Raw genomic sequence first — 22590 nt, 5'->3', positions numbered from 1 at the left:
GGCAGGAAACCATTCTGGGATTTGCCAATCGATGCGTTATCTCCCCCTTACCGATACTGATCGTTCCGCCATGCTGGACGTGGTCGGCGCCCCTTCGATCGAGGCGCTGTTTTCCGACGTGCCCGAATCCGCCCGGCTGCCGGGGCTGATCGAAGGTCTGCCGCTTCACGCCAGCGAAATGGCCGTGGAACGGCACATGCAGCGCCTGTCGGATCGCAATATCGCCGCCGGAAGCGCCCCGTTCTTCCTGGGTGCGGGCGCTTACCGCCACCATGTCCCTTCCAGCGTGGACCATCTGATCCAGCGCGGCGAGTTTCTGACCGCCTACACGCCCTATCAGCCGGAAATCGCCCAGGGCACGCTGCAGATGCTGTTCGAATTCCAGAGCCAAGTCGCCCGGCTGCTGGAGTGCGAGGTGGCCAATGCCTCGATGTATGATGGCTCCACCGCCTGCTGGGAAGCCGTCGTCATGGCGCGCCGCATCACCAAGCGCGGCAAATCGCTGATCAGCGCCGGCCTGCATCCGCATTATGTATCGACCATCAACACCATGGCCGGCTTCACCGGCGATGTGATCGATTACACCGCCCCGGTGTTGGATGCTGCCGCTGACGATGAAGCGCTGATCGCCTCGATCGATGATGAAACCAGCTGCGTGGTGGTGCAATATCCGGACATTCTGGGCCGCCTGCCCGATCTGGCCGCCATTGCGGAAGCCGCGCACAGCAAGGGCGCGCTGCTGATCGCCGTGGTCACCGAACCGGTGGCGCTGGGTGCGATCAAATCGCCTGGTGAGCTGGGCGCGGACATCGTGGTTGGCGAAGGCCAGTCTCTTGGTGTCGGGCTACAGTTCGGCGGGCCCTATCTGGGCCTATTCGCCACCCGCGAAAAATATCTGCGCCAGATGCCGGGCCGGCTGTGCGGCCAGACCACCGATGCAGAGGGCAAGCGCGGTTTCGTGCTGACGCTGTCGACCCGTGAACAGCATATTCGCCGGGAAAAGGCGACCAGCAACATCTGCACCAACTCCGGTCTTTGCGCTCTCGCCTTCTCGATCCACATGACCTTGCTGGGTGAAGCCGGGCTGCGGGCGCTGGCGGCCGAAAACCATCGGCTGGCCTGCCTCGCGGCAGATCGCCTTGGAGCGGTGCCGGGCGTGGAACTGGTCAACACCAGCTTCTTCAACGAATTCACATTGAAGCTGTCGGGCAATGCCAGTGCAGCGGTGAAGGCGCTGGCCGACCGGCAGATCCTGGCCGGCGTCTCGCTGGGTCGGCTCTATCCCGACGCACCGGACATTGGTGGCGGCCTGATCGTCGCCGTCACCGAAACCACGACCCTGGAAGATATCGAAGCGCTGGCCGCTGGCCTGCAGGAGGTGCTGGCATGAAAGTGAACCCCACCGGCTGGAACCCCACCATGCCCGAAGAAATCGCCAATGACGCAGGCGCACCGCTGACCACGATCACCGGCAATCGGGGCCTGATGCTGGAAGAGGCGCTGATCTTCGAGATCGGCACCACCGAAACCACCGGCGTCGATCTGCCTGCTCCTGCCGCAGGCGCACCCAACCGTCTTGGCGGGCTGGACCGGGCCGAAAGCTTCGGCCTGCCCGGCCTGTCCGAACCGGAAACCGTGCGCCATTACACCCGGCTGAGCCGGCAGAACTATGCCATCGACTGCGGCATCTTCCCGCTTGGTTCGTGCACGATGAAGCACAATCCGCGCCTGAATGAAAAAGTCGCACGCATGCCCGGTTTCGGCGATGTCCACCCGCTGCAGCCGGAAAGCACGGTTCAGGGCGCGCTGGCCGTGATCGACGAACTGGCCGAATGGCTGGTGACGCTGACCGGCATGGATGCCGTGGCGATGAGCCCGAAGGCCGGTGCCCACGGCGAACTGTGCGGCATTCTGTGCATCCGCGCGGCGCTGGAAGCCCGTGGCGACCCGCGTGAAGTGGTGCTGGTTCCCGAAAGCGCGCATGGCACCAATCCCGCCACGGCCGCCTTCGCCGGCTATCGCGTGGAAGGCATCCCCGCCACGGCCGAAGGGCGCGTCGATTTCGAAGCGCTCAAGGCCCGGCTGGGCCCCGATGTTGCGGCGGTGATGATCACCAATCCCAACACCTGCGGCCTGTTCGAACGCGATATGAAGGCGATTTCGGACGCGGTGCATGCGGCAGGGGCCTTCGTCTATTGCGACGGCGCCAATTTCAACGCCATCGTCGGTCGCGTGCGGCCGGGCGATCTGGGCGTGGATGCCATGCACATCAATCTGCACAAGACCTTCTCCACCCCGCATGGCGGCGGCGGACCAGGTTCCGGGCCGGTTGTGCTGTCGGCTGCCCTCGCCCCCTATGCCCCCTTGCCCTTCACCGTGAAGCAGGCCGATGGCACGATCAGCCTGATCGAAGAGGCCGATGTGGCCGATCACCTGCCGGGCAGCTTCGGACGGATGAGCGCCTTTTCGGGCCAGATGGGCATGTTCACCCGCGCGCTCGCCTATATCCTGAGCCATGGGGCAGACGGGTTGCGGCAGGTGTCGGGCGATGCGGTGCTGAACGCCAATTACATGCTGCGTTCGCTGGAAGATCTGCTCGACGCCCCCTTCGGCGCCAGCGGTCCCTGCATGCATGAAGCGCTGTTCAGCGATGCCAGCTTTGCCAAGGGCGTTTCGACGCTGGACGTGGCCAAGGGGCTGATCGACGAAGGCTTCCACCCGATGACGATGTATTTCCCCCTCGTCGTCCATGGCGCCATGCTGATCGAACCGACCGAATGCGAAAGCAAGGCCACGCTCGACCAGTTCATCGCCGCCTTCCGCGGGATCGTGGAACGCGCCAATGCCGGTGATCTGGGCCTGACCCAGGCGCCGTTGCTGGCACCGCGTCGCCGAATGGATGAAGCCACCGCCGCCCGCAAGCCGCGCCTGGCCTGGTCGCCGGAGGCTGCCGCCTGACCATAGCTGCTTGATCCCACATGCGCGCCTGAACCTCTGCACGGAGGGCGCGCCTGCAGGAGGGGGCGCCCCGGCATTCGATCCGCCGGGGCGCCCTTTTCCTTATCGCTTTGCCAAGATCCCGGCGCCGCGTGGATAGAGCGGATTGGCGCTGTCATCGGGCGCCGCCGGGCGCTGGGCGAGCACCGCCTCCATCGAAGACGGCAGTTCGAACGGCAGCCGCCCCTCGGCCACCGCCCTGCCCAGCACAACATCGATCACGGCATCATCGCTGGCCCCGAAATTGGCCAGGATGGCGCGGGCATTGCCCTGCACATTGGTCAGGATAGCCGGGCGATCGAGGAAGATGGCGAACACCGTGGGCACTTCGCTACTGGCGGCGACGAGCGCGTCATAGGCCGGATCACCCGTCCGGAAATCCAGCCGCCCTTCCTTGTACCGGCTGCCGAAGAAGTGATGCGGGTGCAGCATTTCCGCCGGCGCTTCGCTCCGCACAATGGCAAAATCGGCCTCCGCCGGCGTGGCCACCACGGTCAGCCCGGCACGCCGGGCCGCTTCGGGATCGACCCCGAACAGATAGACCCGCCGGCTCTGCGCCTTGACCGGCAGCATCGCGCCTTCGTTCTGCAACAGCACCTGGGCCCGGCGCTGCACCGCGCCGGCCTGCGCGGCAAACTCCGCGTTCCCCAGCACGGCGGCGGCCGCATCGGGATCGACATAGGGATTGTCGAAAATGCCCAGCTGGAACTTGGATTCCATGATCCGCTCGACCGCGTGATCGATCCGGTCCTGCGGCATCAGCCCGCGTGAAACCGCATCGGCAATCGGGGCCGGATCATCCACCCCGCCGAACTGGTCGATCCCAGCCTTCAAACCCAGGGCAAAGCGTTCGGTCTTGGTCAGATTGTCGACGCCCCAGGATGTGGCGATATGCGGCGGAGTCTGCGGATTTTCCGCGGTGGGCGCGCGACAGGGTTCATCGCAATCCTGGGTGACCGCCCAGTCAGACAGGACGATGCCCTGATAGCCGAGCCGCTGCCGCAGCACGCCATCGATCAGCACCGAACTGAAGCCTGCCCCCACCGGTTCCAGTGGTTTGCCGTCAACCGTCGCCCCGCGCAGGATCGGATAGGCGGGCATTACCCCCGCCACCTTTGCTGCCAGCGCCCCGTCGAAGGCGCTGATGTGATGTTCCAGCTCCGCCCCGGTCAGATCGGCAAACCGGCCGTAATAATTATGCGCGTCGAAGCCGTCTGGCTGCGCGCCATAGCCGGCAAAATGCTTGACCACGCTGATCACGCCATCGGGCCGCAGCCCGTCCGCGCTGCCCTGAAAACCGGAGACATAGGCCGCGCCCATGCGGCTGTTCAGCGCGGCATCGCTGCCGAATGTGCCCAGCTGGCGCCCCCAGCGCGGCTCGACCGCCAGATCGACCTGCGGGGACAGCGTCATGTGCAGGCCCACGGCGCGATATTCCCGCCGCGCGATATCGGCAAAGGCATGCACCACATCGGCATCGCCCAGCGCCGCCAGCCCCAGCGATTCCGGCCATTGCGAAAATCCGCCGCCAACCTCGCTGGCACCCAGCACATATTGGAAATGGTTGCGCGGGTCGGAACTGATCGTCACCGGAATGCCCAGCCGGCTCTGTTCGGCCAGTTCCTGCACGGCATTGTTCTGCTGCGCCATGCGCTGCGGCGCGGCGCTCAACCGGCTGATGAAGCTGGTGACATGGCGCTGGTTGATTGCCTGGCCCACCAGTTCCAGCCCATAACCGTCATCATCGGGATTGAAGCGCCCACCCGGCCCCGGCAGGCTGCCGTGGAGCAGCGTACCGATCTTTTCCTCCACCGTCATGCGCGCCACAAGATCGCGCGCCCGCGCCCGTGCCGGCAGACGCCAGTCCTCGAAGGCGGAAATCCGCCCATCGGCATCCAGATCGCGGAAAGACAGGCCATCTGTCTGCAGGATCGGCTTGTGCCGCGATCCCAGTTCGATCTGCTTTGCCGGGCCTGCAGCAGAAGCCGAACCCACCGCCGGCGCGCATCCAGCCAGAAGCAGCAGCGGCAGCGCCGCCCCGATCAGCAGCGTCTTGTCCAGGCGGTTGGCAGAGCGAAATATCATGGCGGTCAGGGTCCATCAGGGCAAAAATGCCTGCGCCCGATAGCGCCCCTGCGCGCCGCTTCATAGGTGGCGCATGCCGCCCATCAACCGCTCAGCCACGCGCCAGCCGGATGCCGCCAAACTGCCAGCGCGCCGCAGGGGGGAAAAAATTGCGATAGCTGGCGCGCGAATGGCCATCCGGCGTGCCGATCGATCCGCCGCGCAGCACCATCTGGTTGATCATGAACTTGCCATTGTATTCGCCCACCGCACCGGCAGCGGGGGCAAATCCAGGATAGGCGGAATAGGCAGACGCCGTCCATTGCCAGGCCTGATCATACAGCTGATCGATCGAAGCGCGGCAGGCGGCCACTTCCCATTCCGCTTCCGTGGGCAGCCGATGCCCGGCCCAGCGGGCAAAGGCGTCCGCCTCGTAATAGCTCACATGCCGCACCGGCGCATCGGGGTCGACCGGCACCCGGCCATGGAGCGAAAAGCACTGCCATGATCCATCATGCTCAGCCCAGTAAAGCGGCGCCTGCCAACCGCAGCTTTCGACGGTGTTCCAGCCATCGGACAGCCACAGATCGGGCCGGCGATAACCGCCATCGGCGATGAACTGCAGATAATGCCCGGCGGTCACCAACCGGCTGGCGATAGAAAAAGGTTCCAGCCACAGCCGGTGACGCGGGCTTTCATTGTCGAAGGCAAAGCCATCACCGACAGCACCGATTTCATACAGCCCGCCGGGTATGTCCACCCATGCCGTTTCCGCCGCCAAGGCTGGTTCGGCAGCGTGGCAGTGATAGGCAGGCTGCAGCGGATTGCAGGACAGCACATGCTGGATATCCATCAGGATCAGTTCCTGATGCTGCTGTTCATGCTGGCATCCCAGCTCCACCAGCCCAGCCCATTCCGCCTCGGGAACCTGATCCATCAGTTCCAGCATCGCCGCATCAACGTGGTGGCGATAGGCCAGAACCTCGGCCAGCGAAGGCCGGCTCAGCAGCCCCCGCTCCGGTCGGGGATGGCGTTCGCCGATGCCGACATAATAGGAGTTGAACAGCACCGCGAACGCCGGATCGAACGGCTGATAGCCGGGCAAATGCAGTTGCAGCAGGAAGGTTTCGAAGAACCAGCTGGTGTGCGCCAGATGCCATTTCGTGGGGCTGACATCGGGCATGGACTGCACTTGGCAATCCTCGGGCGAAAGCGGCGCGATCAGCCTTTCCGTCGCGCCGCGCACCTCGGCAAACCTGGCGATTAGCGGGGATGGCGTCGGCCCATCACTCGCGACGGCCAGCGTCATGGCTGGGCTCCATCATCGGTGGCGGTCCAGACATGCAAGCCAAACAGCCCATCAGCATCGGTCCAGAAAGCGGTCGGCTCCCAGCCGGATGAGCGGGCCAGCAGGCGTGCTTCGGCCAGCGTATATTTGTGGCTGTTTTCGGTATGGATCGTTTCGCCGCGTGGCATGGTGAAGTTCTGGCCAGCGGCGCGGAATTCCACGTCGCGCGTGGCCAGAAGATGCATCTCGATCCGCCCATGCGCCGCATCCCACACGGCGCGGTGTTCGAAGGCATCGACCGGAATGGTGCCGCCCAGTTCGCGATTGATCCGGTGCAGCAGATTGAGATTGAACGCGGCGGTTACACCGGCTGCGTCATCATAGGCAGCCTCCAGCACAGGCACATCCTTGACCGTGTCGATACCGATCACAAGCCGCGCATCCTTGCCCAAAGTCTGCCGGAACGAGCGCAGCAAATCGACCGCAGCGGCGTGATCGAAATTGCCGATCGTCGATCCGGGGAAGAAGCCGGTCAGCGGGCGGTTCAGTTGCGGCAAATCGAGAGGGCGGGAAAAATCACCGACCACCGGCACGATCCGCAGTTGCGGATGGGCCTGGGCCAATGTGGCGACCGATTGTTCGAGGAACTCGCCCGAAATATCCACCGGCACATAAGTGCTCGCGCCCGTGGCGGCGATCAGCAGCGGGGTCTTGGTCGCCGACCCGGCGCCGAATTCGATGATCGGGCGCCCCTGCCCCGCCAGCCGCGCGAGATCTGCCGCATGGCGGCGCAACAACGCCGTTTCCGTGCGGGTGGGGTAGTATTCTGGCAGGCAGGTGATGTCTTCGAACAGCTCCGATCCGCGCAAATCATAAAAGAACCGCGCAGGAATGGTGCGCGGTCGTTGCGACAGTCCAGTCTGCACGGCTGCGGCAAAATCTGCCTGTTCCGGCGTGGTGAAATCATCCGATACTGAACCCATGGCCGCGCGGCCCATCAGCGTAACCGCGTTCATTGCGGTGTGCCGGGATAGGGATTGCCCTGGAGCAAGCCCGCCAGATGGGCGGCATTGGCTGCGACCATGGCCGCCGTCTGGCTGACGGTATCTGGTACCTCCGTCAGATCGCGGAAGTCGGTGCTGCCCATTGCTTCCCCCACCCAATAGGACACAGCGGAAGCAGGAATGGTCCAACCCGTATCGTTCAGCGCCTGAAAGGCCGAGGCGCTGATGCTGTGCGCACCGTCCTCATTGCCAACTACAGCAAGCACCGCGACCTTGGCGAAGCTGGGCATTCGGCCGCAATCGTCGGTTTCATCCAAGAAAGCATCCATCCGCTCGAGAACCCGCTTGGCGACGCTCGACATCTGGCCCAGCCAGATGGGCGTGCCGAAGATCAGAATATCATGATCCAGGATACGGCGACGGATATCCGGCCAGTCATCGCCTTCTCCTTCATCCGACAACACCCCCGGCTTCACATTGTGATCGGCGATGCGAATGGTTTCGCTGAACTCCACATCCTGTTTTTTCAGCTCGGAAACCAGCAATCCGATCATGGCATCAGTGGACGATGGCTCTCCATCAGACGGCTTAAGGGTGCAATTGAGTGCTATCGCTCTAAGCGGCATGATGTATTCCATCCGTTGCAGTGGACTGCTCGGGTTCTGAACAAGCGGCATCCGCCCTTTGTTCCGCGCAAAAATCAGGAGGCGACGATCACGCAGCCTATCGGGCAACCGCCCCTTTCCCGCACCTCGCTGGCGATTGCCGCGCTTTCGACCATCGTCGAATGGTATGATTTCACGCTCTATCTCTATCTCGTCACCGTGCTGTCGCGGGTGTTTTTCGCCGAAAGTGATTTGTCGGTGCTGACCACGCTGGCCGGGTTTGCCGTCGCCTATCTGATGCGGCCGATCGGGGCCGTGGTGTTCGGCCATATCGGGGATCGTTACGGGCGGCGGCGCACCATGCTGGCATCGATGTCGATCATGACCGCTGCCATGCTGGCCACCGCGATGTTGCCGACAGAGGCGCAGATCGGCGCAGCGGCCGGGGCGGCGCTGCTGCTGATCCGCTGCGTGATGGGGTTTTCGGTCGGCGGCGAATATACCGGCGTGGTCGCCTATCTGCTGGAAGGCGCGCGGGCGGAACGCCGTGGCCTGATCACCTCCATCGCCGCCGCCGCCAGCGAGATTGGCGCGCTGCTGGCTGCCGGTGTCTCGGCACTGACGGTCACCCTGCTCAGCGATGCCGATCTGATCGCCTGGGGCTGGCGCATCCCCTTCCTGATCGGCGCAGCGCTGGCCGGAACCGTGTTGATTGCCCGTGCCAGCATGCAGGAATCGCCCGATTTCGAACGGCAGCAGGGGGCCGGATCGGTGCCGCGCAGCCCGCTGATCCATGCCCTGCGCCATCATCGCAAGGGGATCGCGCGCGGCTTCGCGATTTCGGCGCTGGGATCGATCACCTACTATGTCGGAATCACCTATGTGCCGGTCTATCTCGCCTCGGTCGGCAAATTGAGCGAGGCACAGGCGCTGTGGCTGGCCACACTGGCCGCCTTTACCGTGATTCTGGTGACGCCGCTGGTGGGCGCGCTGGGGGACCGGATCGGGCGCAAGCCGGTGCTGGTCGGGCTGGCGATCGCGGGCGCATTCCTGCCGATGGCGCTGTTCACCCTGCTGGCCGGGGCATCGCATGGCGGAGCCCTGGCCGGCGCCATGGTGCTGGCGGTGGTCGCGGGCGGTGTCAGCGCCGTGGGCGCGGTGACCACGGCGGAACAATTTCCCGGCGAAGGCCGGCTGAGCGGCCTGGCCTTTGGCGCGACCACGGCCACGGCGATATTCGGCGGATTTGCGCCCTATGCTGCGCAATTGCTGCTGCAGCATACCGGCTGGCCCGCCGTGCCGGGCCTGATGATCGCGCTGGTTGCCGTGGGTGTTTTGCCAGTGCTGCTGACCATGCCCGAAACGGCCCCCCGCCTGATGAAACGACAGAGCCCCTGATCCAATCAGCCAGACGCGGTTGAAAAACGGGGAACTGCGGTTGAACAAAAAATTGTCGCGTTCATGATCTTGCCAGCGCCGGCTTTATTTGCACGAATGTCCACTGTGCTATCGACAGCGATGCCTGATTGTGGATGGGTGGCATGATGCCGCAACGGTGGCGCCCCGGCCGGCTGACGGGGGTGCCATCGGGCCCATGCCATTGACAGGACAACGATGAAACCAGCCCTCCATCCGCGCGAAACCGAACGCCTGCGCGAATTGCGCCGATATCAGATTCTGGACACGGATCAGGAGACGGATTTCGACGAGATCGTCGCCCTGGCGTCGCAATTGTGCAAAACGCCGGTTTCCGTTGTGAATTTCATCGATGAAGGGCGGCAGTGGTTCAAGGCCGAGGTGGGCCTGGGCGTGCGATCCACTCCGCTGGACACCAGCCTGTGCGGCCATGTGATCCTGCAGGATGATTTCGTCGAAATCCCTGACACGCTGGCCGATCCAAGGATGAGCGACAACCCGTTGTGCACGGGTGAACCGGGTTTCCGCTTTTACGCCGGGGCCATTCTGAAGGGCGCCAACGGCCTGCCTCTCGGCACATTATGCGTGCTGGACCACAAGCCGCGTGTGCTGGATGCCACCCAGCGACAGGTGCTGGAGGTGCTGGCGCGCCAGGTGATGCGCGAACTGGATCTGCGGCTGGCGCTGGAAGCGGAAAAGGTGCTGCGGCGGGAAATCGACCACCGGGTAAAGAATTCGCTGGCCTCCATCGGCGCACTGATCGCGATGAAGGCGCGGCGATCCCCGTCGCCGGATGTGCGGACAGCGCTCGACGATGTGGGCGCGCGGATACGATCGCTCGCAGCGCTGCATGCCGAATTCCACGATACGGCCGATGGCGGCGATGTGGAACTGGCCCCGCTGTTCCGCCGAGTGAGCGATGAGCTGCAGCAATTGCTGCCGGGCGGTGTTGCCCTGACCATCGCCGCCAGCGAAGGCACCGTGGCAGCCGGCTTGGCCAATTCGCTGCTGCTGATCGTGAATGAATTCGTTTCCAACAGCGTGAAGCATGGGCTGGCGGAACGCGACGGGACCATCAGCGTGACGATCACGGTGGAGCAGGACGACTGGCAAATATTGTGCCGAGACGACGGCACGGCCGATGCCGCCGCTGCCGAGCGTGCCGCCGCCGGCTCGGGCCTGGGTTCGCAGGTGATCCGCTCTGTCGCGGCATCGCTGGGGACGGCACCTGCCTGGAGCGCCGATGGCGGCATGCGGCTGACCCTGACAGGCAATGCCGGCTGATCTTCTGCCGGGCGCAGCCAAGCCTCCGCCCGTCGCTTCCTCTGCCGCTCGGCGGAGCAGGTAACAGGACAAGGCGTTTCCCCTCACCAGATCATGGGTGAGGACAGGACAACATGCGCAAGAATTTCATCCCCGCCGTCGCCGCCATCGCAGCCTTGAGCGCCGCCGGCACCACCCCGGCCGTGGCGGCAGGCGAGCAGTTCGGCCTGTCCTATCACGTCGACCGGCTGGACACGACCAAGCTGAGCGTGGCCGATTGCCTGACGACCGCGCAACAGGCCTCCACCGCGCTGGGCTATGCAACGACCGTGCGACAACTGCATCCCAATCAGTTGGGCGTGCTGGCATCCGGCCCGCGCAATGGCGGGGCATCGCTGACGGTCTATTGCATCGCAGTGGACCGCAAGACCGCGGTGGTGGTGCAGGCGCTGGACCACCAGCAGGCCAACAGCGCTGCAGCCCAACGCGTAGCAGACAATGTCCGTCAGGCAGTGCTGCGCGCGGGGCGGTGATGGTGGGCATGCGGTGACTTCACGGCAGGAATGTTATCGTATCCATCAGCTCGTTTGAATTTGGCCCAAGCGACATGGGGGCTACGATGGATGGCATGGCCGCCACATCGAACAGTTCGGTGATGTCGCCTTCCAGCCGAAACCATTCGACCATTTGGCCGGTGGGGAGATCGATGATCACCACACCGCACCATGGAGCCAGCCCGCGCCTCTGCAACTCCGCGTCGAGATCCAGGCCGGCAAATGTGCCATATCTGGGCTTGGAGAGTGTCACTATCGCAAAGCCATCGTGGATTTCGAGCCCGCGCATGAAGCCCGGGACGAAGGCGATATTCCTGCGTGATCCGTTGGCGATATCCACTTCGACGATGTAGCCGCGACCGGAATCGAGCAGAACAACCTTGTCTCCGACCACTCTGGGCGAATGTGGCATGGAGAAACCATCGGCGAGGATGTTGCCGGTCCTGATATCGATGAGCATGCCGCCATTGGCGCGATGCTCTCGCCACTTTCCCGGCTCATCGCTGCGCGCAACCACCGTCACATAAGCGGGTGCTCCGTCGTGCATGGCCAGGCCATTGAGATGGCACCGATCACCGGGGGCCAGTTCCGATACGAAGGCAGGCCTCCACAAGGCACGGAAGCTGTGGACCGGGTCGACGGTGGCAAGGCAGGAGAAGCTGGTGTTGGCGAAAATCACCTGGCCGGCGGCATCGACCGCCAGTTCATGCACATCCAGATCGCCCGTAGTGTGCGCATTGCGGGGAACGAAGACCGCATCGAAACGATCATTGCCGATCTGGCCCGGCCGGAGCATGTTTTCCAGCCGCCAGATCTGGAACTTGCTGGCAAGATAGAGGCGCCCCTGATCCCAGCACAGGCCCATGGCCTGGGAATAATTCTGCTGATTTAGAGAGATGCCGCCATCCGGCATCAATCCTACCAGAAACAGTTGCCCGGTCTGGTAGGATGTGAAGCCGAACGAGGTGCTGTGCTGTTGCAGCCATTTCGGCAGCCCCGGCGATACGATGAAATCAACCTTCGGGGGGATGGCCCCGGCATTTTCGGCATGGGCCATCAACACAGTCCTTCAACGGGATTGCGCAGATTATGCGCAATCCCGGTATTCATCAGAAGCGAATTCGCACACCGGCACGGCCACCGCCGCCTTCGATGCTGGAACGGTTGGCGCTGTTGTCGCTGAAGGACTTGATATAGGTCCCTTCAAGGAAACCGCTGACGCCGTTGGTCTGGAGAATTTCCACACCCAGCTTCGCTTCGCCGTAATCGCCCACGCGATTGTTTTCGAAGGTCAGCGTCTGGCCGCCGCTCACGAAGGTAACGCGATCGCGTCCCTTGAATTCGTGAACATAGTTGCCCCCTGCATAGATCGATGCCTTTGCGCCGAAGATGTTCATCATCGTGCCCAGACGTGCGCCTGCACGTCCACGCAGCCCATCCTCATCGTCGAAGTTTACGGCGACACCTTGCGAGGCAAAGCTGTCGAGATCCGATTTGACATAGGCCAGGCTCACCGCCGGTTCGGCATAGAAGCTGTCATTGCCGAAGCGAATGCCAGCTTCGACACGGCCGCCATAGGCGTCACCCTTCCACTTGTTGCGGAAACCGCCAGCTTCGCTGTGTCCCTCTGCCCAGTAATAATCATACTTGGCCAGACCATTGATGAACACATTGCCGCTGGTGAAGCTGCCATAGACGCCGACATTGACCACATCGAAGTCGATCGCGTCAGCCGAGTTGTCAAATCGCATCGGCGACGAGATGTAACCGCCGGTCACGCCGAAGGCGAAACCGCCGCGTTCACCGCTGCCGCCACCGATGTCGAGGCCGACCTGACCACCGAAGTAATCCTGCTTGTAGCCGGTATTGACGCCACGCGTTGCGCCGAAGGCCGAGAAATTGCCGCCATTGTCACGGTCATCGACCGAGGCATGCATCTGGACCCAGACCTTGCCGCTGGTTTCACCTTCACCCCGCGCCCAGAGCTCGTCACGGCGGACCTGCAGCTGCGTGCCGATGACATCTGCCGATTTCAGCCAGACGCTGCGAACGCCTTCCACATAGTTCAGCGTGCGATAGGCCGCGTCGCTGGGACCACCCACCAGGCTGTAGGAGAAGTTGGTCGGGTTGTAGACCACGTCATAGCGGACGAGACCGGCATCCATTCCGCCGCCGGCGCCGCCAAGGTTGAAGGCATTGGCCGACGAAGCGGCTCCAGCCTGCACCAGGGTCGTGCCGGGATTGAACAGCGCATCGGTACCGGTCTGATTGATCAGAATGGTTGTGCTGCCCGTGGCGGCTCCGCCCACGACAAGGCGATCGGACGCGCCGGTGCCGAGGTTGGCATCCAGACCAAGCCGGGACGCACCCGAACCGGTGAAGGCACCGGGCAGGACCAGCCTGTCACCGCTGACCCCATTGCGCAGGTCCACCAGGCCGGAGTTGTTGAACTGTTCCAGCCCCGTCATGGTCATGGTTCCGGCGGTGGTGCGTCCGCTGACGAGGGCAACCGTGCCGGTGTTGTTAAAGACATCATTGCCGGCGCCGAAGTCCGGATTTTCAGCCAGCACGAACTGGCCACTGTTGTTCACGACGTCATTGCCGGCGGTCAGCAGGATATCGCTGCGCAGGGTGCCGCTGTTGTTGATGACGGCCGGGCCGCCGGTGACAGCTAGGGTGTAGCCGTTCTGGGCAGCGCCCAGCACGCCGGCATTGTTGATCGTGGCGCCATTGACCGAATTCACGGTGATCAGATTGCCATTGGTCGAAGCGATCGTGCCACCTGTGGCGACAGTGACAACGGCCCTGTCACCAGCATCGACGAACACCGCGTCGGCACCGGTACCGGTGGCCGAAACCGCACCGCGCACGGTTGCTGTCGCATTGCCCGTGGCGGTTACATTGAGCGCCTGCGATGTTGCACCGGTCGAGGTGATATTGCGAACGTCAGCCACGGCGTTGCCATCCGTGGCGATGACCGTGACGGCGTTGGCCGGACCACCATAAAGCGCCTGGCCGGCCATGGCGGCCGTGCCCGTCACAGTGACGCTGGCATTGGCGCCTTCTGCATAGATCGCGCTGCGGCTGGTCGCAGTGTCTGCCGCATCGGCGGCCACTGTCGAGACATTATTGGCTGAAACCGCAACGTCACCGGTTGTCGAAGCGGCGTAGATGCCGAAGCCGCCACGGCCGGTCGATGCGACATCGCCGGTGGTGGTGACGGTGACAGCGCCACTGTCGGAATAGCCATAGATGGCCGAGGAGACGGCACCTGTCGCGGTCACATCGCCGCCGGTGATGGTGACATCGCCGCCGGTCGAACCCGCGATCACGCCGGTCGCCAATGTGCCCGCAGTCGAGACCTCATCGAAATCGACGGTGCTGCCGCCTTCGCCGGAAAGCGCTTCGATACCGGTGGCGTTGAAGCCGGCGGTGGTGACGGTTGTGGCCGACACTGCGGCGCTGCCGTTGCGGGCGGTGGCGTAAATGCCCTTCGCACTGTCGCCGCTGGTGTTGACGGCACCGGTGGTGGTGACACTGACATTGCCGGTATCGCTGTTGGCAGCGACAGCAACCGCATTGCTGCCGGTGGTGGTGACGGCGCCGGTGGTGACCGTGACATCGCCTGCTGCTGCGCTAGCGTTGACGCCGCGTGCGCCCACGCCGGCGGTGCTGATGGCACCAGAGGTCACAGCGACATTGCCGGTGCCCGCGGCGGTGGCGGTGATGCCGGTGGAATTGGGAAGGAAGAAGAAGCTGCTGCCTTCCAGACCCGTGGTCGTGACATTGCCGGTGACGACCGTCACGTCGCCATCGATGCCGCCGAGGGCCCGCACGCCGCCAGAAAGGGCGCCGGAGGTCGACACATTACCGACCGTGACCGAAACCGGGCCGGCCACGCTGGTCAGTTCGACCCCATGCGAATTCGCACCCGAGGTTGCGACTGTGCCGCCGGCTCCGTTCAGAGCGATCGCTCCGGTGCCGAGCCCGCCGATCGAGACGCCACCGGTGTTATCCGCCGTCGTCGCAATGGAAACGCCATTTTCCAGCTGCACGACCAGGCCATCGGCCTGCGCGGGATAGGAAATGCCAGAGGCATAAGATGTGTCTGCATCGCAGATCACGGTGCCGCCGCCCGCGGGCGCGATCCCGCATTCATTGGCCGCGGATGCCGGCGACGCAAACGCAACAAGGCCGATAGCCATGGGCGCCAGTGCGCTGCCGAGCTTCAGGCGAGCGTAAACGGACGCTGACGCGCCACTTCGTGAACATATCGATGTCATGACGTATTCCCTCGACGAAACCGTATTACCTCTTCTTTGGTGTGTTGCGCGGTTCCGCCTGCACAAAGCACCACTCGTCCGATTTTTCGGTCAAGTGAATGCGATACTGCCTACAAGCCAATTCGATCCCGAATGGGTTGATAATAAATAATTGACCAGGTTGAAACTTTAGGGCCGCCGCAACGTTCGCGCGCCTGTTCACATATCAAGGTGGCGGGATTCTGCGGATTAAGCTCCCCACCCTCCGGCATTATCGGGAATGACAAAATTTCGGGAATGCGGCGGGCCATATCGGGTGTCACCTCCATGACCGAAGGCGAACGCAAACCTACCCCTACCCCGCGTAGATCATCCGCCGCGTCATGCCGCCATCCACCGCGATCTGTTGCCCTGTGATGAAGCCGGCACCTTCCGAAGCGAGAAAGCTGACGGTGGCGGCGATATCGGTCGGCGTGCCCACCCGGCCAACCGGATGCTGCGCCTCATCGATATCGCGATGGGCAACATCGCTACGCGCCGCTGCTTTCTGCCAGGGGCGGGTTTCGATCCAGCCAGGGAGGATAGCGTTCACCCTTATATCCGGGCCCAGGCTGATCGCCAGTGCGTGGTTGAGCGCGCACAGGGCGCCCTTGGCCGTGGCATAGGCTTCGCAATCGGGTTCGGACTGGATCGCGCGGGTGGATGCCATCAGCACGATCGCGCCCTTACGCGCACGGAGCAGCGGCACGGCACCGCGGACCATCAGGAAGGCGCCGGTGACATGGCTGTCCTGCCATTGGCGCCAGCGGTCCAGCGACAAATCCTCTATCGGGCCGCTGACCGGATCGGCGAGGCCGGCGTTGGAGACCAGCAGATCCACGCCGGGCGGCTGATCCGCCGCATCGTTCCACGCGGTGATCTTCGCAAAGGCGGTGGCGACCTGGGCTTCGCGGGATACATCGGCCTTCAGGCTGAGCAGCTGGGGCAGCGGCATTTCTGCCGCCAGTTCACGGACCGCATCGGCGTCGCTGTCTAATGAGGCGACCCGCCAGCTTTCGGCCAGCAGATGCTGCACGATACCCTTGCCTATGCCCTGGGCGCCGCCGGTGACGATGGCGGTACGCATATCAATTGTGCGCCATGGCGAGCGCGCGGTTGTTGGTTTCGAGCGCGATATAGCTGCCGTCGAAGCCGCAGAAGGCCTGCAGGGCCGGCAGATCGCCGATCTCGATCTGGCCGTTGCGGGCCACCAGACCGAACTGGCGCCGCAATTGCGCCAGGGTGCGGTTGGCATGTTCGACCGACATGGCCGCTGCGTTGCCCAGATGCATCTGGGTGAGCGGGCAGGCGAACAGCCGCCCGCCGCCGCGCTGCGTTTGCGAGGCGCCCATCAGATCCAGCCGCAGTTCCAGTTCGCACAGCAGATGGGCCATGCGGCTGGCGGCATTGGCGCAGGCGATATTGGCGAACCATTGCCGCTGGATCGATCCGCTGGCCATCGCTTCCAGCCAGAGCGCGCGGCTGAGGCGCGGATGGGTGGCCAGTTCGTTCAGTGCGCGGGCGGATATGGTGCCGGCCCGCACGCGATCGACCGCGATGGTTTCCGTGTCCGACGCCGTGCCGAGCACCGCGTTGAATTCGCAAATGTCGCCCGGCAGATGCAACGCCACGATCTGGCTGGCGCCGCCGGGCATGATCTTGCGGCGCAGGGCCCACCCTTCGAGGATGATGTGGATTTCACTATGGGGGGAGCCAAGCTCCATCAACGGCGTGCCCGGTTCCACCGTGCGTTGATTGCGGCGCAGAATGGTGTCGAGATGGCGGGCGTCCGCATCATGAACATTGCGGTGGGCCACCAGCTTGTGCGCCAGGAAGCTCGTCTGCAGGGCGGAAGGGCGCTCGTTAACCAGCGTATCGACCAGATCAGGCATGGTTGCGCAACGCGCGAGCGGCGAAATCGGGTGCGATGGTTAAAAAAACGCATTCGGTTGGCCGCAAGACCGGATCACGCCAGCCGACAAAACCTATGATCTGGATCATGTCCGGAAAATGCAACGGAATTCGGGCGGCGCTGCCGGGACAATGGCAAGATGCCCGCTGTTCCGCAGAAATCCGCCGATTATCCGCTATGATCGAGATCATGCGCCGAAACGGTTACGGCCGATTTCCGGCGTTGGGGCGGCGGGATCGAAATTCTCTGCCGGGCCGTTTCCTTACCGTGATCGACATGGTCACCATGCACAACACGGAGAATGACTATGCCCCTGCTTTCCAGCCTTTTCGCCGACGACGCCAGCAGCTCGAATTCGTCCAGCCTGCTTTCTGACATCACCGGCGTCCTGTCTGTAGATTTCAGCAATGAAACTTACAGCCACGACGTGGATGAAGACGGTTCGTCGTCAACTGATTACCAGAGCACCGAATTCGGCACTGACCTCGACTTTGGCTCGATCCTGGGTGGGATCACCGAAAGCTGGTCGGAATCGGATGGCGGCGATCTGCTCGGCTGATCCGGCTTAACCGCTGATCAAAAAAGAAAGGCCCTGCCATCCGCTCCGTTGCACCGGAGCAGGAGGCGGGGCCTTCCTCATGCACAACCTCGGGTTAAACCTGAGGCCAAGGCCAGACCTTATCACGGAACGAACCGCCCGCCAAAGGGTATGATGCCACAGGCGTTCAATGGTCGGCCGCTGCCCCGGGAGATGACGATTGGATCCTGCCAGCACACCCGACATCATCGCCGCGCGCACAGATCGCGCCGCCCAGGCCCAGGGCCATGGGGTGGATATGGGGCTCTATGCCGCCACGCCGGGCGCATTTCCCGCCATTGCCGCGACCAATTTCGGCCTCGCGCTTATCCCTGCCGCCGTAAGCGCGCAGGAACAAGGTGCCGGGGCATTCGATTTTCAACTTTCTGAAGCTTCCCCCCTGACCGGAGCCGCGATCAGCGGCGATGCCCCCGGCGCTGCCGCTCCTATTACCATGGATACGCAGTTGGGAGGCGGCATGGCCCTCCCCACGCTGGACATGGCGATGCCGCTGGCGCCGGCTGTCGGCAGCGCAGGCGCGGCGCCGGTTGCGAGTGCCGAGCAGATGCTGCTGGGCATGGATGCGCAGGGCTTGCTGGCCTTGTCCCCCACTGCGCAGGCCGCACCGGCGGCGCAGAATGCCGTAGCGCCGGCGCCTGCAGCCGCGAGCGGAACCGATGCACTGGCAGCGGCACTGATCCCGCCGGCAATCCCGCCCGCACTGGCCCCCGTGCAGCAGACGGTCGAAGTGCTCGGCACCCAGACCGAGGCCACCTTGGCCGCTGCGCTGGACACGGTGGAAGGCCTCGCCACATCGGTCGAGGGACTGGTTGCCGATCAGCTGGTAACGCTCGACAATAGGCTGGACGCGGTGACCGGGCAGATCGACGCGCTGCTGGATACGGTTCCGGTGCTGGACATTCCCGCCACGCTGGAAAGCGTGACTTCGCTCGATACGTTGCGAACGCTGGACACGGTCGAAACGCTGGGCGCGAGCGCGGTGCAATTGCCCGCCGCCGTGGTGGCCCCGATTGCCGAAAGCGTGGCGCCGGTTGTGACCCAGGTGGTTGCCCCCGTCATCGCTCCGGTTATCGCCCCCGTGGCGCCTGTTCTGGACAACACTCTGGACACGGTCACGGATACCGTGGCCGCCGTAACCGCACCGCTGGTCGATCCGGTTGCCGACACGCTGGAAGGGCTGGCCGGGGCAGACCCGGCGGGCGGCGTTGCCACGCTGACCAGCATGGTTTCCGCCGCCGATGTCTTTGCCGTCAGCGATGATGCGCCGACCGAGATCGGCCTGGCCGACGGGATTGGCTCTCTCGGCATGCTCGACATGCTGGCCCCGCCGGCCATCGATGCCGTTCTGCTGGGCGGCGACGATCCGCTGCATGATGCGCTTTCGCCGCTTGACGATCTTCACCTGGGACTGGGCTGACACATATGAAGCGACTGATCGAGCGGGCCCGTGCGGCATCGTCGAGGGCACGGGCGTCGAGCGTGCTGGATCCCGCCCATCCCGATTACGATCCGCGCGATGAATTCGCCGCCGCCCTGCGCAACACCAAGGGGATGCTGTGGACTGCCGCCGCCTTCAGCGGAGCGGTGAACCTGCTCTATCTGGCGTCGCCCATCTATCTGATCCAGATCTACAACCGCGTCATCCCCACCGGCAGCATGGCCACGCTGGCGGCGCTGACGGTGGCGTTGATCGGCGCGCTGGCGACCATGGCCGTGCTCGACGCGTGCCGGGCGCGCATCTTGATCCGGGCAGCCGCGCGGATCGACCGGCTGCTGTCCAACCGGGTGTTCCAGTCCATCATCGATCTGTCCGCCCGCCATGGCGCGCCGGCCCGCAATGCGCGGGCGCTGCGTGATCTGGATGAGTTCCGCAGCGCGCTGGCTGGGCATGGGGCGCAGTTCTTCTTCGACATGCCGTGGATGCCGCTGTTCATCCTGATCCTGTTCCTGATCCACTGGACCATGGGCCTACTGGGGCTGGTGGCGGCGGTGACGCTGCTGGCGCTGGCGTTTTTCAACGATCAGCGCACGCGGGCGAGCGCCAAGAGCGCCACGGAGGCGGCGGCGCGCAGCTATCAGTTTACCGACAGCGTCGCGCGTTATGCGGACCCGGTGCATGCCATGGGCATGGACAATGCGCTGGCCGACCGGTGGCAGGTGGACCGCAGCGCGATGATGCGCGAACAGGGCCATGCCAGCGATCGGCATGCCGGGTTCACGGCGGCGATCCGCTTTACCCGCCTGATGTTCCAGGGGCTGATGCTGGGTCTGGGTGGATATCTGGCGGTCAAGCATTCGGTGCTGCCGGCCTCGATCTTCGCCGCGAACATGATGCTGGGCCGCGCGCTCGCCCCGATGGAGGTGGCGGTCAGCGGCTGGCGGCAGATCCGCGCCGCGTTGAGCGCGGGCAAGCGGGTGCAGAAGATCCTGAACGATGCCCCCGCGCCCAAGCAGCGGGTGGAACCCCCGTTCGAAGGGATCGACGTGACGCTGGCGGATATTTCCTTCGTCCCGACCGGGTCCAAGCGCCCGGCGCTGCGGCAGATCGATTTCACCATCCAGGCGGGCGAGGCCATCGGCATCGTCGGCCCGAGCGGCGCGGGCAAGACCTCCATTGCCCGGCTGATCGTGGGCGCGCGGCTGCCGAGTGCGGGCAAGCTGTCGATCGGCGGGCTGGAAAGCCGGCACTGGTCGCGGGAGATGCTGGCGCGCAACATCGGCTATCTGCCGCAGAATGTCGGCCTGTTCCCCGGCACCGTGCGCGACAATATCTGCCGCTTCGCCGATTGCGATGACGAGACGGTGATCACCGCGGCCAAGCGCGCCAATGTGCATGAGATGATCCTGAACCTGCCTGAAGGCTACGAAACCCGCGTCGATGAAGGCGGCAGCGGGCTGTCGGGCGGGCAGCGGCAGCGGATCGGCCTGGCGCGCGCCATGTTCGGGGAACCCAAGCTGCTGGTGCTGGATGAACCCAATGCGCATCTGGACGCCGATGGCGAGGAAGCGCTGGCCAGGGCGCTGCAGGAACTCAAGGCCGCCGGGGCGACCATCGTGCTGATCGCCCACCGGCTGAACCCCGTGGCCCATGTGGACCGGGTGGTGGTGCTCAATCGCGGCGTGCTGCAGCTGGACGGTCCGCGCCAGCGGGTGTTCCGCCAGGTCCGCACCGAGCTGGTGGAATCGATCGCGCGCGATCCGGTGGAAGGCAAGGCGGCATGAAGATCGAATTTCCCTTTGGCGGGTTCGGCCGCAGCTCAGGCGGCGACGAGCCCGGCAGCAATGGAGAGGCTGTCGCCCGGCGCCATGACGCCTTCCCGAAAGAACTGCTCGACGACCCGCGCAAGGTCACGCGCACCGGGCTGATCGCGGGCGGAATGTTCGTCGGCCTGCTGGGCCTGTTCGCGGTGCTGGCGCCACTCTCCGAGGCGGCCATGTCCCAGGGTCAGGTGGTGACCAGCGGTGACCGTATCGTGATCCAGCCCGAAGCATCGGGCGTGGTGGAAAGCCTGATGGTGACCGAAGGCCAGCGGATCATTGCCGGGCAACCGCTGGTGCGGCTGAACAGCGTGCGTTCGGGCGCGGCGGCAGAACAGGCCCAGGCCAAGCGCGACGCCCTGCGCGCGCTGCAGGCGCGGTTGGTGGCGGAACGCGACGGGCTGAACGCGATCCGCTGGCCCGCCGATCTGCTGAGCCGCAGCCAGGATCGCGCCGTGGCCTCCGCCATGGCATCGCAACAGGCGATTTTCGACAGCCAGCGCAATGTCATCACCGCCGATCGCCGGATCGCAGCCCAGCAAGAACGCGCCGCGAGCGCCCGCCGTGCCGCCGCAGGCGAGCAGTTGCGCCTGATCCAGGATGAGCTGACCGGTATTCGCGAGCTGTACCAGCGCGGCTATGCCCGCAAATCGCAATTGCGCGCCCTGGAACGCGCCGCCGCCCAGCTGGAAGGCGATACCGCCGTCACATCGGGCGAGGTGGAAAAATCCGCGCTGGAATCCGCCCGGTTCGAAAGCGAGCGGATGATGCAGACCGTGGCCCAGCTGGGCGAGGTCGAGGAACAGCTGGCGCAGGTCGATCCCGCGCTGCGCGTCGTGCAATATGATGCCAACCGCGACATGCTCCGCAGCCCGGTGGCGGGTCGCGTCTCCGGCGTGGAGCGCATCGGGCGCGGCACGGTGCTGCGCGGTGGCCAGACGGTGATGGAAGTGGTGCCGGATTCCCGCGCGCTGGTGGTGGAAACGGCGGTGCTGCCGGCGGACATCGACAGCGTGCGCGTGGGCATGCCCGCCACGCTGCGCTTCCCGACGGTCAATCCGCATGGCCGCACCGATTTCGAAGGCAAGGTGGTGGCCCTGTCACCCGCGCCCGTCACCGGCGAAAACGGCACGCAAAGCTTCCGCGCCCGGATCGAGGTGGCAGACCCCGCCCTGCTGCGGCGCGAAGGCGTGAATTTGCGGCCCGGCGTCCCGGTCTCGGTGGACATCCGCGCCAAGGATCGCACGCTGCTGGACTATCTGCTCAGCCCGCTGACGGACGCTTTCGGCAATATGTTCCGCGAACAGTGAGCCCTGCCCTGCCCACCCAT

The 22590-nt window shown here is 64.5% G+C and carries 18 protein-coding genes; 9 read left to right on the top strand and 9 right to left on the bottom strand.

The window, feature by feature from the left end; genetic code table 11:
* Nucleotides 1–31: 31 nt before the first annotated feature.
* Together gcvPA and gcvPB are read left to right on the top strand one after the other, a co-directional pair.
* Nucleotides 32–1390: an aminomethyl-transferring glycine dehydrogenase subunit GcvPA gene (gene gcvPA, locus GRI97_RS17360; protein WP_161392475.1), complete on the top strand. Its 1359-nt coding sequence runs from the start codon at nt 32–34 to the stop codon at nt 1388–1390.
* Nucleotides 1391–1419: 29 nt separating this feature from the next.
* Nucleotides 1420–2958, top strand: a complete 1539-nt coding sequence (gene gcvPB, locus GRI97_RS17355; protein WP_235917942.1) for an aminomethyl-transferring glycine dehydrogenase subunit GcvPB — start codon at nt 1420–1422, stop codon at nt 2956–2958.
* A 102-nt stretch (nt 2959–3060) separates the two neighbouring features.
* Here the strand turns inward: gcvPB and GRI97_RS17350 are convergent, their stop codons facing one another.
* The 4 genes from GRI97_RS17350 to GRI97_RS17335 form a co-directional block, all read right to left on the bottom strand.
* A complete protein-coding gene (locus GRI97_RS17350) occupies nt 3061–5082 on the bottom strand; it encodes a glycoside hydrolase family 3 protein (RefSeq protein ID WP_161392473.1) in 2022 nt (673 codons plus the stop codon).
* Between the two features lie 91 nt (nt 5083–5173).
* Nucleotides 5174–6370 (bottom strand): ergothioneine biosynthesis protein EgtB, encoded by a 1197-nt coding sequence (gene egtB / locus GRI97_RS17345; protein ID WP_161392472.1) that lies wholly within the window; start codon nt 6368–6370, stop codon nt 5174–5176.
* The gene (egtD, locus tag GRI97_RS17340) at nt 6367–7332 is read right to left on the bottom strand and encodes an L-histidine N(alpha)-methyltransferase (protein WP_161392519.1); all 966 of its coding nucleotides are present in this window, start codon (nt 7330–7332) and stop codon (nt 6367–6369) included. Before egtD ends, egtB begins: the two co-directional genes overlap by 4 nt.
* A gap of 29 nt (nt 7333–7361) precedes the next feature.
* Nucleotides 7362–7979, bottom strand: coding sequence for a flavodoxin family protein (locus GRI97_RS17335; protein ID WP_161392518.1), 618 nt, complete (start codon nt 7977–7979; stop codon nt 7362–7364).
* An 87-nt stretch (nt 7980–8066) separates the two neighbouring features.
* Between GRI97_RS17335 and GRI97_RS17330 the strand changes: the two genes are divergently transcribed.
* From GRI97_RS17330 to GRI97_RS17320, 3 genes are all read left to right on the top strand, one after another.
* Nucleotides 8067–9356, top strand: coding sequence for an MFS transporter (locus GRI97_RS17330; protein ID WP_377019995.1), 1290 nt, complete (start codon nt 8067–8069; stop codon nt 9354–9356).
* Between the two features lie 216 nt (nt 9357–9572).
* Nucleotides 9573–10658 (top strand): histidine kinase dimerization/phosphoacceptor domain -containing protein, encoded by a 1086-nt coding sequence (locus GRI97_RS17325; protein ID WP_161392471.1) that lies wholly within the window; start codon nt 9573–9575, stop codon nt 10656–10658.
* Nucleotides 10659–10771: 113 nt separating this feature from the next.
* Nucleotides 10772–11170, top strand: a complete 399-nt coding sequence (locus GRI97_RS17320; RefSeq protein WP_161392470.1) for a DUF6180 family protein — start codon at nt 10772–10774, stop codon at nt 11168–11170.
* Between the two features lie 19 nt (nt 11171–11189).
* Here GRI97_RS17320 and GRI97_RS17315 read toward each other — a convergent pair whose 3' ends face one another.
* From GRI97_RS17315 to GRI97_RS17295, 5 genes are all read right to left on the bottom strand, one after another.
* Nucleotides 11190–12248, bottom strand: a complete 1059-nt coding sequence (locus GRI97_RS17315; protein ID WP_161392469.1) for a TIGR03032 family protein — start codon at nt 12246–12248, stop codon at nt 11190–11192.
* A 52-nt stretch (nt 12249–12300) separates the two neighbouring features.
* A complete protein-coding gene (locus tag GRI97_RS17310) occupies nt 12301–15396 on the bottom strand; it encodes an autotransporter outer membrane beta-barrel domain-containing protein (protein ID WP_161392468.1) in 3096 nt (1031 codons plus the stop codon).
* Nucleotides 15397–15808: 412 nt separating this feature from the next.
* On the bottom strand, nt 15809–16579 hold the full coding sequence (locus GRI97_RS17305) for an SDR family oxidoreductase (RefSeq protein WP_161392467.1): 771 nt from the start codon (nt 16577–16579) through the stop codon (nt 15809–15811).
* 1 nt (nt 16580) lies between these two features.
* Entirely contained in the window at nt 16581–17384 is an 804-nt protein-coding gene (locus tag GRI97_RS17300; protein ID WP_161392466.1) for a Crp/Fnr family transcriptional regulator, read from the bottom strand.
* A complete protein-coding gene (locus GRI97_RS17295; protein WP_161392465.1) occupies nt 17377–17595 on the bottom strand; it encodes a hypothetical protein in 219 nt (72 codons plus the stop codon). The genes GRI97_RS17300 and GRI97_RS17295 overlap by 8 nt, the downstream gene beginning before the upstream one ends.
* 116 nt (nt 17596–17711) lie before the next feature.
* Here GRI97_RS17295 and GRI97_RS17290 point away from each other — a divergent pair, with 116 nt between their 5' ends.
* From GRI97_RS17290 to GRI97_RS17275, 4 genes are all read left to right on the top strand, one after another.
* Nucleotides 17712–17963 carry a hypothetical protein gene (locus tag GRI97_RS17290; RefSeq protein ID WP_161392464.1) on the top strand — a complete coding sequence of 84 codons (252 nt, stop codon included), beginning with the start codon at nt 17712–17714 and terminating at the stop codon, nt 17961–17963.
* A 199-nt stretch (nt 17964–18162) separates the two neighbouring features.
* The gene (locus tag GRI97_RS17285) at nt 18163–19419 is read left to right on the top strand and encodes a hypothetical protein (protein WP_161392463.1); all 1257 of its coding nucleotides are present in this window, start codon (nt 18163–18165) and stop codon (nt 19417–19419) included.
* Nucleotides 19420–19424: 5 nt separating this feature from the next.
* Nucleotides 19425–21224, top strand: coding sequence for a type I secretion system permease/ATPase (locus GRI97_RS17280; RefSeq protein WP_161392462.1), 1800 nt, complete (start codon nt 19425–19427; stop codon nt 21222–21224).
* Complete coding sequence (locus GRI97_RS17275) at nt 21221–22570, top strand: HlyD family type I secretion periplasmic adaptor subunit (RefSeq protein WP_161392461.1); 1350 nt, start codon at nt 21221–21223, stop codon at nt 22568–22570. The genes GRI97_RS17280 and GRI97_RS17275 overlap by 4 nt, the downstream gene beginning before the upstream one ends.
* Nucleotides 22571–22590 lie beyond the last annotated feature (20 nt).

The sequence above is a fragment of the Croceibacterium xixiisoli genome, assembly GCF_009827305.1.
In the GTDB taxonomy this organism is placed as follows: Bacteria; Pseudomonadota; Alphaproteobacteria; order Sphingomonadales; family Sphingomonadaceae; genus Croceibacterium_C; species Croceibacterium_C xixiisoli.
The sequence above is the reverse complement of the archived record's forward strand: the minus strand, read 5'-3'. Positions and strand labels throughout refer to the sequence as shown.

Excerpts from the sequence above, each read along its gene's own strand:
- gcvPA (WP_161392475.1), top strand. The coding sequence starts at position 32 with ATGCGTTATCTCCCCCTTACCGATACTGATCGTTCCGCCATGCTGGAC.
- gcvPB (WP_235917942.1), top strand. The coding sequence starts at position 1,420 with ATGCCCGAAGAAATCGCCAATGACGCAGGCGCACCGCTGACCACGATC.
- GRI97_RS17350 (WP_161392473.1), bottom strand. The coding sequence starts at position 5,082 with ATGATATTTCGCTCTGCCAACCGCCTGGACAAGACGCTGCTGATCGGG.
- egtB (WP_161392472.1), bottom strand. The coding sequence starts at position 6,370 with ATGACGCTGGCCGTCGCGAGTGATGGGCCGACGCCATCCCCGCTAATC.
- egtD (WP_161392519.1), bottom strand. The coding sequence starts at position 7,332 with ATGGGTTCAGTATCGGATGATTTCACCACGCCGGAACAGGCAGATTTT.
- GRI97_RS17335 (WP_161392518.1), bottom strand. The coding sequence starts at position 7,979 with ATGCCGCTTAGAGCGATAGCACTCAATTGCACCCTTAAGCCGTCTGAT.
- GRI97_RS17325 (WP_161392471.1), top strand. The coding sequence starts at position 9,573 with ATGAAACCAGCCCTCCATCCGCGCGAAACCGAACGCCTGCGCGAATTG.
- GRI97_RS17320 (WP_161392470.1), top strand. The coding sequence starts at position 10,772 with ATGCGCAAGAATTTCATCCCCGCCGTCGCCGCCATCGCAGCCTTGAGC.
- GRI97_RS17315 (WP_161392469.1), bottom strand. The coding sequence starts at position 12,248 with ATGGCCCATGCCGAAAATGCCGGGGCCATCCCCCCGAAGGTTGATTTC.
- GRI97_RS17310 (WP_161392468.1), bottom strand. The coding sequence starts at position 15,396 with ATGGCTATCGGCCTTGTTGCGTTTGCGTCGCCGGCATCCGCGGCCAAT.
- GRI97_RS17305 (WP_161392467.1), bottom strand. The coding sequence starts at position 16,579 with ATGCGTACCGCCATCGTCACCGGCGGCGCCCAGGGCATAGGCAAGGGT.
- GRI97_RS17300 (WP_161392466.1), bottom strand. The coding sequence starts at position 17,384 with ATGCCTGATCTGGTCGATACGCTGGTTAACGAGCGCCCTTCCGCCCTG.
- GRI97_RS17295 (WP_161392465.1), bottom strand. The coding sequence starts at position 17,595 with ATGATCTCGATCATAGCGGATAATCGGCGGATTTCTGCGGAACAGCGG.
- GRI97_RS17290 (WP_161392464.1), top strand. The coding sequence starts at position 17,712 with ATGCCCCTGCTTTCCAGCCTTTTCGCCGACGACGCCAGCAGCTCGAAT.
- GRI97_RS17280 (WP_161392462.1), top strand. The coding sequence starts at position 19,425 with ATGAAGCGACTGATCGAGCGGGCCCGTGCGGCATCGTCGAGGGCACGG.
- GRI97_RS17275 (WP_161392461.1), top strand. The coding sequence starts at position 21,221 with ATGAAGATCGAATTTCCCTTTGGCGGGTTCGGCCGCAGCTCAGGCGGC.